The following is a 10693-nucleotide window of genomic DNA, read 5'->3' as shown; positions in this document are numbered from 1 at the left end:
AGCTATCGACTGAAACAGAAACGAAAGGCAGGGATTATCGCGGAAGCTAATCCTGAGTAAAACGGTGGATCAATATTAAACCGTTGGTGGTGATGGTAAGCGGATCACTTTTTACCCGTTGTTGACACCTACTACCGTTTTGACAACTGCCCCGGATGAAAAACTACGACAGGGTGAAGCGGACAAGTGGAAGGAAGATAACCGCGAAGCCCTGGAAGAACTTAATAACTTTCATGATGAACACAGTTGCTTCAGCGATGAATACAGGACTTTTTAAAAAAGCTAGTCGCTGTTTACCGGAATGCGATCCCAGCTAAAGAAGGGCACAAAAAAACCCGACTGGTGAGATCGGGTTTTCATGTTTTGCCCCAGACTGAGGCGGGAACAGCCAAAACAATTGACGGTTAAATATTACGCCATGAGTGCAGTAAATGCAAACCACCCGGAATAGAGTATACTGCGCGGGTCAATCTGTTGACGTTCTTCTCCAGCCCCCGCTTACGCGGCGTGAACGAATTAAAGCCCTGGTTGAAAAACAGGTGGTGCTGTTTCAATGCCCTGGCTGGAGTAGGAACGGCCAAAACAATTGACGTTGGGTAGCCGCTGTGACAGGCAGTGTAAGGGCGATCAGCGGTGTTCCTGCTCTGTATGGAGCAAACGGATGATTAACTTGTTAATCGTCGTTCTGCGGGCAGTTGTTGCAGTGTCTAACGCTGTGATAGCGGTCCTGGAGCTGATCCGGCAGTATTTTGACTGACCGGAAACGTAACTAAAGGCGGGGGGAACCACTCCCCGCCTTTTAACACAAACCTTCAGTTTACAGTCTGTTTAGCGGCCGACACCCACTTATACAGACACCCAACCGACAGGTTCAGATCAGCAGCAATTGCCTTAACTTTTTCCCCCGTTACTTTTCTGGCCTCCATCCTTTTCACGGCTTCAGCCCTTAGCGCTTCTGGTACCACTTTCACCACTGGTGAGTGCTTCCAGATCTGATGTGTCTGCGCTACGTTTCGCGCTGCCACTTTATGCAGTCTGGTGCTGGTTGCACGTTCCGGGGCGTGCTTCCTTCCTTCAGCCATGAGCGCTAGCTGTTCATTGGGATTGATCTCACCTCGCCGTATGCGGTTCAATACATTCTCTCTGCACTGACGGGAATGGCTGACGCTGGCAAGTGGGGTATGTAACGGAATAGCCCAGCGTTCGCGGTATTCCCTGGCGTTCATCTGATGGGCTTTGTTCAGGTGCGGAGCCAGGAACGAGAAGTATTTTCCACACTCCAGGCATTGAATTTTTTCTGTTAATTCTTCTTTATCAGCCATCGTTTGGCCTCCTGATTAACAACGCCGGCAAACGCCGGCGTTCAGGGTTACATCTCGATCATCGGAAACAGATCGTCTTCCTGGTGGTAAAGCACGTCGTCCGTTTCCGTTCCATCAAGCCATTCAGCGAACAGTTCAAACAGGCACACCGACATTTCCTCCGGTGAAATTGCGCCACACTGCAGCTCGTAGAAGACCTCAATTTTTTCCAGCAGGCTGTTGGCCGCTTTGTCGTAGCCGAACAGCTTGATCGGCGGGAAGTGCATTGCATCCGGGTTCGTTTCCGCCAGTTCATCATCCTTGCGTTCCGGATAGATGCTGTACAGCGTTGCCGGCGATGGCGGTAATACCTCGATAAAGCGGTTTATCCGCATCGGCAGCTCGCTGGAAAACTTCTCATTGTCCGGAATGTAAAATGCGGCGCTGCGTACCAGGGCATCCTGGAACGAAATCACACCCTGACCTTCGGTCTGCTTACGCAGCTCACGAATGTTTACGCGGTCCTTTTCACGGATTTGATACAGATCCCCTTCCCGGACCGTTTTGGAAAACGTGCCGTGTTCCGCTTCCTGCCCGGAGAGCTCGGAATAATAGTCCTGGCCGACTGTTTCGCGCAGTATTTCAAAGGTTTTCCGGTCTTCAATCGACTCAAAATACTTTACGCGGGTGTTGGCGATCAGCGAATCCACCTCGCCGTTTGCACCGCGTTGAAGAGACGGGTGATCCTGAGAAGAATAAACGCCCATCTTCTCCAGTGAACGTTTTTGTGCCGCCAGTGTGTCCATACCAGAAGTAAAATACTGGCCCAGCTCATCGTAAATCATTCCGTAAGGGGCTGTGTTTCCAAGTGAGTGAGTCAGCATGACTTCTTCTTTTGTCCCTTCCAGCTGATAACCGAGATCCTTACTGATGGTCATTCTCTGAAGGGTTACATAGAGGCGGCCAAGCGTGCTTGCTTCACCGCGGGACAACTCCAGTGACGGGATCATAACTATCAGAATGCGGTCGTTGTGGAAAATATCGTCCATCCGGATATCACCGCTGTCTTCCGGAAAAACATGGCCATAGGTTTCATTGAACAGGGAGAGCGTCTTCAGGAACTGACGGCTCATGTAGTTGTGCTGTTCAAAGGCGCGGGCTTCCCATGTTTCCGGGTATTCCGCATTGGCCAGCAGGAAGCCAGGTGTATTTTCCAGGTAACTTTCCAGCGCGGCGTAGCCCTCGCTGTGCCAGCCGTTTTTCTTTGCCTCAACGTACAGCGCGGCCATTGCTGGCAGCGACATGTTTTTCTGAATGGTGCGCTGTGACAAAAGCAGTTCGCCGCGCGCGCGCTTGTAACACAGGGCATTAATCAGCGCAGACATCATGGCTTTCGCCGTATCCTGCCACTGCGCCGAATCCCCGCCGACCTGGGGGAGCATGGATTCCATCAGCTGGATGATGAACGTCGGTGGGGCAACGCTGAAGAGGTTGAGAGAGTTGGATTGCGCAGGGGTGCTTTCCTGCTTCACCAGGTTCACGAACCTGTCAATACTGCCGGTCAGCAGGTTGAGGACGTAATAATCATCCTCACGGCCGAAACGGCGGGCCAGCGACCAGGTGGCGAAAGCGAGCTTGTTATCGGCCTTGCCGTCCGAGAGGCAGTACCCTCGGCTCCACAGCAGGAAGTTAACGATAAAGCCGTAGAAGGTTTCGGTTTTACCCGACCCTGTGGTACCAAAAAACATCATGTGGCGCAGCAGGTCTGTCATGTTCAGCCACAGCTCGCGGCCGAACATTCGGCCTCGTTCGTATCCTACATAAAATATCCCCTTTGCTTTCTTTCGCTCCCGGACCTTATGCGGGATACGAATGGGCCCCAGGCGGAATTCCGCCTGGTTTTCCGTGGTCAGCGTGTCATCAAACATTTCGCTGTCTTTCGGCATTCGCAGCGGCGGCCGGAATTTACGGTCCGTGAATGCCACCATCAGCGGCGGAAGGATCAGTATGCTCAGCAGCATGGTAAAGGGGAAAAACAGACCCAGCACGGTCAGTATGGCCAGCAGGCCAAACTGTACGTTCGGAGTGAGGAACCACTCCATGAACGAACCATCCGGGCGGATGACTTTTTTACTGTCTACAGATTCCTGTTGCATAGCGGCTCCGGGTTATTCTCCTATTGCCTGCTGCAGGCGGGTATCATCTTTAACGACGGAAACCGGGATCACATCACCCGAATCGGCAACGATGGACGGGGTGCCGATAAACCCGAATTTCGCAAATGCCATATTGTTCGCGTCAACCAGGCGGGCGCCGGTGGTATCCGGGGCTGTTTTCGGATCGTCAATTTTCGGGTTCATGGTGGTGTATCCCATGTTAATCGTGTCTTCCCAGCTTTTCAGTCGAGTAGCTTTCCCTGTATCAAGTACAGGAGCGGCGCGGACCATCGAGCGCAGGTCGCCATAAACGGACACGGGGAAAATCTCGACGTTATAGCGTTTGCTCAGTTCCTGCAGTCGGGGTTCCAGCGCGCGGCAATGCGGGCACATCGGATCGGAAAACACATACAGGGTGTGTTTATGCCCGGTTGAAAGCGAGATCGTAAAGCGTCCGCTGGTGACGGCATCTTTCAGTGACAGCAAGTCGTTATCAGCCAGTTTTTGAGGGGCTTCAGGCGCTGCCTGAACCTGCAGCTGCTCCGGCGCAGTGGCAGGCTGCTGCAGACCCGGCGCGGGAGCATACGAGTTTGCCTGCAGTGGCTGTGCCGGCTGATGCATATTCATCAACGCGCCGTTGATGGAGACGATAAAGCCCAGCGCGGCGACTGGCCAGAAGATAAAGTTAGACAGCCGGCGCACGGCATTGAGTCCGCGCTGCTGTTTCAGCTTTTTACGGATATTGTTCAGCGCCTCGATGGCCTGATATTCGTTTTCAAAGCGGAACAGCTGCACCGCTTCACCAGAAAACGTATTGTGTGTCAGGATGTGGCCGCTGCCGGCATCGTGGCCAAGTCCAAAATGACAGGCTGACAGGGGGAAGGAGTGCAGAGCTTGTTCCTGGTAGTTTCCGTCAGCGGAAAGATAAAGTGTGTTGCGATCGGTTTTTACGGTGAGTTTCATACTTCCTCGCTTAGAGTTCCAGGTGATCGGGACGGGTTGCCGGCTGAGGTTTAGCCGGCGTCGGTTCATCGTCTGTCAGTCGCAGACTGTTGTTCGGGGTGTCGTGCGGAGCTGCAGGCGGCGTAGCCGGCTCGTCTTCCGCTTCAGCGTCAGATTCAAATGCAAATGGCGGTATAACGTCTTCCTGCCAGTGAGCGACCGGAATGGCGGGATCGCGGCGGTCAATATGGCGGTAATGGAGCAGATCCAGCTCAAGGCCCAGCACGGCCGCCCGCACGGTCGGCGGGAATTTCGCCGCCTTTTCTTCATCGAGCGTCAGCCGGTAACTTTCGCACTGACTCCAGGCAATAACGCCACCTCCCTCAATGAAGAACTTCCCGCGGCCGGCGCTTGAAAGTGCATACCATAACGTGCGGTCCACGCCTTTCAGCCACCGGAAATTTGCGGATGGCAGCTGCAGGTCATCATCGAACAGCGCGTAGAGTAGCGAACGGGAGCTGCGGCGCCCCTTTGCAAATTCTCGGAACGCTTCGCACTGGCTGGCGACGGTCCAGAGCCCGGCGGCCAGCGAATAATCAGGGAAGCCGTCTTTAGTCCGCAGGCAGGAACGGTTGAGATCGTCGAGAATGGATTTAGCCGTTGGCCGGTCGCCCATAAACCGCAGATGTACAAACGAGGCTGCGAGTGCTTTTTCCCAGGGCGCCAGGGAAAGGGCCGCCCCTTCGGGAGCCAGGTTTACCTGTGACAGGAAGACCTTATGTGCGGCTTTTTTACGGAGGCGGCGTTTAGCTGTATCAATCAGGTTATGTTCCTGGGCAAACTCAACGGGTGACTGCGCGCTGCGTGCTTCTTCCGGATCTTCATTCAGCAGCAGCTGATCGAGGTGGCCAAACCGGGCGAGGATATGGGCGATCCCCGGATAGTTTTTTACCATCACCCAGGGCAGGTTCCGGATGGTCAGTTTACGGGTCAGACGGTAGTAAGGATTGCGCGAGATAACCCAGACGAAAAGCCCGATGATTAAAATGAACAGGGGAAAGAGCACGCTGGCCGTGTCGTTCATCACGCTGATAAAGTCCCACAGCGAAACCTGGTGGTTATACCGCGCCGCCGACAGCAGCATGTCCCGGCGCTCGGCCGCATTACCCGGTGTAATGGCGTCCGGCAGTACACCGTAGATCCAGTAAAGCAGGCGACAGGCTCCGTAAATCACATAATCACGAAAGCCAAACCACATTACTGTGATCATGATGAGAAGGGCCCCGATAATCATCAGGCCATCATCCCCTCCCCCTTTCCGTTGTGGCTGGTTTTGCATCAGAACCTCAGAGAATTTTGGTAAACCTTCCCGATATACCAGGCCTTACGCGCCGGCGTGTTGGAGTGATAGCGGCCGACACCCTGCCAGAAATCCCCCCCTTCGAGAATGATGTTGTATTTGAGGATGTAGGCACTGGCCATTGCAGAGGCGCAAAAGTCATGCTGCAGCTGCTCCGCTTTCACGCCAAAATCGGACGCCAGCTTATTCGCCCAGATGGTGTTTATCTGGAATGCGCCGTAATCGTAAGTGCCGTTTTTGTTTTTATTTTTCATTCCCGGTTTTCCGCCTTCAGTCAGCCACAAGGCGAGGAATCCACGGAGAGGAATGTGATAAATCTGTGCTGCTTCAACCATGCAGGTTGGTAGCGGGATTGAGGGCGGTGCGTCAACCATAACAATCTCCTAATGATTTCTATTTCGAGTAAAAAATATACCATCAAAATGAGATTTTTTTAAATCATTTTGGTGCGCATAATTGAGAAGCTGTCAGGGGGAATTTTATTTGCCTTCGGCAGAGACAATATTGCCCTCATTCGCATTTTCCCATGTCGGGATTTCGCCACTCAGTGTGCAGCGAAGCGTTTCTTTTCCGACGGTAAGCTGTGCGCCGCTGCTGTAGTAATGACTTTCATACAGGCAGGCAGTTTTCTTTTGTTCCGGGGTCAGTGTAAGATCTGCATTCTGATCCTTTGCCAGCAGTTGTACAAGATGTTGGTTTGTCTGTACCTGTTCACCCAGAATGTTGCTCAGCAAAGAATCGGTTTTCGGCGCGGATACGCTCTGAGCAAAGGCACTGCAACTGATTACGGATGCGGTCAGAATGATAGCAATCTTCGTGTTGGATTTCATTTCACTTTCTCCATTAAAAAAAACGGTAATTATTTTCTGGATCATTTAAATTAGGTCTGAAAACCGACCTGTGTGTCAAGGCGATTCTGTTTAAAAATTAACAGGGGATAAAATGATTCAGTCACGTAATAAATATCTGCAGTTCATGCTGGTTCTGCTGGCTGCCTGGGCCATTACCTGGGGGACCATGTTTGTCATGGGACAGGCCGTTCTGCTCTATGGGCTGGGGAAAAATGCAATGTTCATCAGTCATGGTGCTGTTCTGGTGTACCTGCTGTGTGTTTTCCTGGTATACCGCCGCTGGGTTGCTCCGCTACCCGTTGTTGGCCAGCTGCGCAACGTTGGGGCACCGTGGCTGGTTGGCACGATGGCAGTGGTGTATGTCGGTGAATTTCTGCTGGGTAAAGTGCTGGACCTGCCCGCTGAGCCATTTATGACGAAACTTTTTGCCGATAAGTCCATACCCGACGTGATCCTGACGTTGCTGGCCATCTTTATCCTTGCCCCGCTGAATGAGGAAACCCTGTTCCGGGGGATCATGCTGAACGTTTTCCGTTCGCGGTACCGCTGGACGATGTGGCTGGGCGCACTGATAACGTCTTTACTGTTTGCCGCCGTGCATATGCAGTATCAGAACCTGCTGACCCTGGCAGAGATGTTCCTGGTGGGGCTGATTACATCAGCTGCCCGGATCAGAAGCGGCGGCCTGCTGCTGCCGGTATTGCTGCATATGGAAGCAACCGCGCTGGGTTTACTGTTGGGCTAAAAGTTATATTTTTATTAAACATTTAACGTTAAAGCCTGGTATGTCGCTTTAGTGAATGTTATATTTAAATATAACTTTTATGGGGGTGAAATATGCATACAACGCGACTGAAGAAGGTTGGCGGCTCAGTCATGCTGACCGTTCCACCGGCACTGCTGAATGCGCTGGCTCTGGGTACAGATAATGAAGTTGGCATGGTCATTGATAATGGCCGGTTGATTGTGGAGCCGCACAGACGCCCGCAGTATTCACTGGCTGAGCTACTGGCACAGTGCGATCCAACTGCTGAAATCTCGGCAGAAGAACGAGAGTGGCTGGATGCGCCGGCAACTGGTCAGGAGGAAATCTGACATGGAAAGAGGGGAAATCTGGCTTGTCTCGCTTGACCCTACCGCAGGTCATGAGCAGCAGGGAACGCGGCCGGTGCTGATTGTCACGCCGGCGGCCTTTAACCGCGTGACCCGCCTGCCTGTTGTTGTGCCCGTGACCAGCGGAGGCAATTTTGCCCGCACTGCCGGCTTTGCGGTGTCGCTGGACGGTGCCGGCATACGTACCACTGGCGTTGTGCGTTGCGATCAACCCCGGACGATCGATATGAAAGCCCGCGGCGGCAAACGACTCGAACGGGTGCCAGAGACTATCATGGACGACGTTCTTGGCCGTCTGGCAACCATTCTGACCTGACCCCCTCAGCGTGCCGGCACGAAGTATGCCGGCATTGCCTGTTTCCTGAAGTCTGCAATATACTGTATGTATAAACAGTTATTGGAGGCTAGATTATGGCGCTGGATCTCGTTTATCCCCGGCCTTCAGTGGACGGCGACGCACTCCCTTTTTTTGCCGAGCCCGTTGCGGCCGGCTTTCCCAGCCCGGCCGCAGGCTATGAGGCCAATGAACTTAACCTGCATGATTACTGCGTCCGGCGTCCGGCCGCGACGTTCTTCTTGCGTGTGTCCGGCGATTCTATGCGTGATGCGCGCATTCATGATGGCGATGTGCTGGTCGTCGATCGGGCAGAAGAGCCCCGTCACGGCAGCATAGTGATTGCCAGCATCGATAATGAATTTACGGTCAAGCAGCTGCAGCTCCGCCCTTACCCCTGTCTGATGCCGCTGAATCCGGCTTTTCCGCCAATCAGGTTTGATCCGGAGGCGCTGCAGATATGGGGTGTGGTTACGTTCACTGTCATGAGACACCGCCCGTGTACGCCTTAATCGACGTCAATTCGATGTACTGCAGCTGCGAAGAGGCGTTCCGCCCTGATTTGCGAGGTCGCCCTGTGGTCGTCCTCAGCAACAACGACGGGGCGCTTGTGGCGGTCAATCGCGCGGCGAAAGCGCTGGGCGTGCGCCGCGGGGAGCCCTATTTCCGCTGCCGTCGCCTGCTGGAACAGCATAACGTCGCCGTCTTCAGTTCCAACTACACCCTTTACGCCTCATTCTCCGCCAGATTTGCAACCGTGGTGGAAAGTCTGGCGCCGCGGACGTTTGTTTACTCAATTGATGAGCTCTTTGCGGATGCGTCTCACATGGAGGGAGTGATGACGCCGCAGGCGTTTGGCCAGCTTTTGCGGGCGGAAGTGCTGCGCCAGACCACGCTCACCTGTGGAGTCGGCGTCGCGCCAACGAAGACGCTGGCCAAGCTGTGCAACCACGCCGCAAAGACGTGGCCTGCCACCGGGGGAGTTGTGGCGCTCAGTGATCCAGCGAGACTGAAAAAGCTGATGAGCCTGGTGTCGGCCGGCGATGTGTGGGGCGTTGGCCATCGTACCGAAAAAGGGCTGGCGGCAATGGGGATCAAAACGGCGCTGGCGCTCGCAGAGATGGATACCCGTCTTGCACGCCGGCTGTACGGTGTGACGCTGGAACGGACCATTCGTGAGCTGCGTGGCGAGGCCTGCTTTGCCCTGGAAGAAGGTACCGGCGCGAAACAGCAGCTTGTGGTATCCCGTTCGTTTGGAGCGCGGGTCACGCAACTGGCTCAGATGCAGCAGGCAGTGACTAAATATGCCACACGGGCAGGGGAAAAGTTGCGCCAGGAAAACCGCCTGGCGAAGGTGGTCACGGTATTTATCCGCAGCAGTGCTTATGACGCCGGCGGTGTGCCCTACAGTAACCAGGCAACGGAAGTGCTTCCTGTGCCAAGCCAGGATACACGCGACATCATCGCCGCGGCGCAGCTGGGGCTGTCGCGTATCTGGCGTGAGGGCGTGCGGTATGCAAAAGCCGGCGTGATGCTCAGCGATCTGCAGGGACATGAAACCCAGCTGGATCTGTTTGAGCCGGCAGCAGTGCGGCCGGGCAGCGAAAAACTGATGGCCACCATCGACAAAATAAACAGGGAAGGAAGGTCAAGGGTCTTCTTCGCCGGAGAAGGTATTGATCCGGAATATGCCATGCGCCGTGAAATGCTGTCCCCGGCCTACACCACGCAGTGGAAGGATATTCCCGCGGCGTTTATGCGATAACAGCGATGTCCAGGCCAGTCTGTCAGGCCTGCAGCCGTTCCTGCTCCTGCAGCAATGCCAGATGGTATGCAGCAATGGCGTTCACCACCCCGGCCGTCATCCGTGCATCTGCGATCGCCGAATGTGCCTCCCCTTCCCAGGCCAATGCTGCCTGACTGGCCGCGCTGGCCAGCGAAATGGTGCCATAGCGATTGGTGGCCCCAAAATACCCTGCTGCCAGCTCCATCGCACAATACACAGTCAGTTCTCCCAGCCAGTCGGCCGGATCGCCATGTGCGGCGGCCGTCTGTTTCAGAATGCGGGTATCAAAGGGGGCGTTAAAGATAATCACTGGCCGGGCCCCGATGGCGTGGCGCAGCTGCAGTGCCACATCTGACCATGATGGTGCGCCGCTGAGTGCCGGTTCATCGATACCATGCACGGCGGCGGCCTGCGCCTCGATGGCGACCGTAGGCTTCAGGCGGGTTTCAAATATCACCCGGCCGGCCGCATCGGTCAGGCCAATTTCCAGCGCTTCCGCGGTATTACCCAGCCCTGTCGTTTCGGTATCCAGAAAGAGCGGCGCCAGACTCAGCCAGTCGTGTGCCCGCCGTGCCATCCGGCCACTGGTGCTGTTAAGCCTGGACAGGACGGAAAGACGCAGGCCTGCCTGCTGCTGCTTCTCGGTCGGCGGGCGTTTCTCCCGCATCGGAACACAGTCTGCAATACGGTATACGGCGTACTTGCCGCCATAGGCGCTTTTGTACCACTTCACCGGCTCAGCACCGGGGCCCGGCTTCATTCTGAATTCATCACGCAGGCGCCCTTTCGTGAAACACCGATCTTCGGCTATCGCCTTAGCGCGTCGGGTGGCCAGCTCATCATTCTTCAT

At 54.8% G+C, this 10693-nt stretch carries 14 protein-coding genes; 7 read left to right on the top strand and 7 right to left on the bottom strand.

What is annotated here, in order from left to right:
• Positions 1-103 precede the first annotated feature (103 nt).
• Both QRY16_RS18025 and dqlB read left to right on the top strand, forming a co-directional pair.
• On the top strand, positions 104-277 hold the full coding sequence (locus QRY16_RS18025) for a type II toxin-antitoxin system CcdA family antitoxin (RefSeq protein ID WP_419776146.1): 174 nt from the start codon (positions 104-106) through the stop codon (positions 275-277).
• Between the two features lie 384 nt (positions 278-661).
• Positions 662-757 (top strand): DinQ-like type I toxin DqlB, encoded by a 96-nt coding sequence (gene dqlB, locus QRY16_RS18020; RefSeq protein WP_004206884.1) that lies wholly within the window; start codon positions 662-664, stop codon positions 755-757.
• Between the two features lie 55 nt (positions 758-812).
• Here the strand turns inward: dqlB and QRY16_RS18015 are convergent, their stop codons facing one another.
• The 6 genes from QRY16_RS18015 to QRY16_RS17990 form a co-directional block, all read right to left on the bottom strand.
• Positions 813-1322, bottom strand: a complete 510-nt coding sequence (locus tag QRY16_RS18015; protein ID WP_277130141.1) for a MucR family transcriptional regulator — start codon at positions 1320-1322, stop codon at positions 813-815.
• Between the two features lie 47 nt (positions 1323-1369).
• Positions 1370-3457, bottom strand: coding sequence for a P-loop NTPase family protein (locus tag QRY16_RS18010; RefSeq protein WP_289777576.1), 2088 nt, complete (start codon positions 3455-3457; stop codon positions 1370-1372).
• 12 nt (positions 3458-3469) lie between these two features.
• Complete coding sequence (locus QRY16_RS18005) at positions 3470-4420, bottom strand: DsbC family protein (RefSeq protein WP_289777575.1); 951 nt, start codon at positions 4418-4420, stop codon at positions 3470-3472.
• 10 nt (positions 4421-4430) lie between these two features.
• Positions 4431-5669, bottom strand: coding sequence for a secretion/conjugation apparatus DotM-related subunit (locus QRY16_RS18000; protein ID WP_224257434.1), 1239 nt, complete (start codon positions 5667-5669; stop codon positions 4431-4433).
• Positions 5670-5737: 68 nt separating this feature from the next.
• A complete protein-coding gene (locus QRY16_RS17995) occupies positions 5738-6133 on the bottom strand; it encodes a lytic transglycosylase domain-containing protein (RefSeq protein ID WP_004187436.1) in 396 nt (131 codons plus the stop codon).
• Positions 6134-6238: 105 nt separating this feature from the next.
• A complete protein-coding gene (locus QRY16_RS17990) occupies positions 6239-6589 on the bottom strand; it encodes a DUF1496 domain-containing protein (protein ID WP_289777574.1) in 351 nt (116 codons plus the stop codon).
• Positions 6590-6701: 112 nt separating this feature from the next.
• Here QRY16_RS17990 and QRY16_RS17985 point away from each other — a divergent pair, with 112 nt between their 5' ends.
• From QRY16_RS17985 to umuC, 5 genes are all read left to right on the top strand, one after another.
• Positions 6702-7355, top strand: coding sequence for a CPBP family intramembrane glutamic endopeptidase (locus QRY16_RS17985; RefSeq protein WP_289777573.1), 654 nt, complete (start codon positions 6702-6704; stop codon positions 7353-7355).
• Positions 7356-7447: 92 nt separating this feature from the next.
• Positions 7448-7705, top strand: coding sequence for a type II toxin-antitoxin system antitoxin PemI (gene pemI, locus QRY16_RS17980; protein WP_289777572.1), 258 nt, complete (start codon positions 7448-7450; stop codon positions 7703-7705).
• Position 7706: 1 nt separating this feature from the next.
• Entirely contained in the window at positions 7707-8039 is a 333-nt protein-coding gene (gene pemK-mt, locus QRY16_RS17975) for a type II toxin-antitoxin system toxin endoribonuclease PemK-mt (RefSeq protein ID WP_004187427.1), read from the top strand.
• Between the two features lie 95 nt (positions 8040-8134).
• The gene (locus QRY16_RS17970; RefSeq protein ID WP_289777571.1) at positions 8135-8569 is read left to right on the top strand and encodes a LexA family protein; all 435 of its coding nucleotides are present in this window, start codon (positions 8135-8137) and stop codon (positions 8567-8569) included.
• Entirely contained in the window at positions 8557-9822 is a 1266-nt protein-coding gene (umuC, locus tag QRY16_RS17965) for a translesion error-prone DNA polymerase V subunit UmuC (protein WP_289777570.1), read from the top strand. Before QRY16_RS17970 ends, umuC begins: the two co-directional genes overlap by 13 nt.
• Positions 9823-9844: 22 nt before the next feature.
• Here umuC and QRY16_RS17960 read toward each other — a convergent pair whose 3' ends face one another.
• Entirely contained in the window at positions 9845-10693 is an 849-nt protein-coding gene (locus QRY16_RS17960) for a 3'-5' exonuclease (RefSeq protein ID WP_289777569.1), read from the bottom strand.

Source organism: Mixta mediterraneensis, assembly GCF_030283135.1.
GTDB classification, from domain to species: domain Bacteria; phylum Pseudomonadota; class Gammaproteobacteria; order Enterobacterales; family Enterobacteriaceae; genus Pantoea; species Pantoea mediterraneensis.
This window is presented reverse-complemented; position numbering and strand designations above follow the sequence as displayed.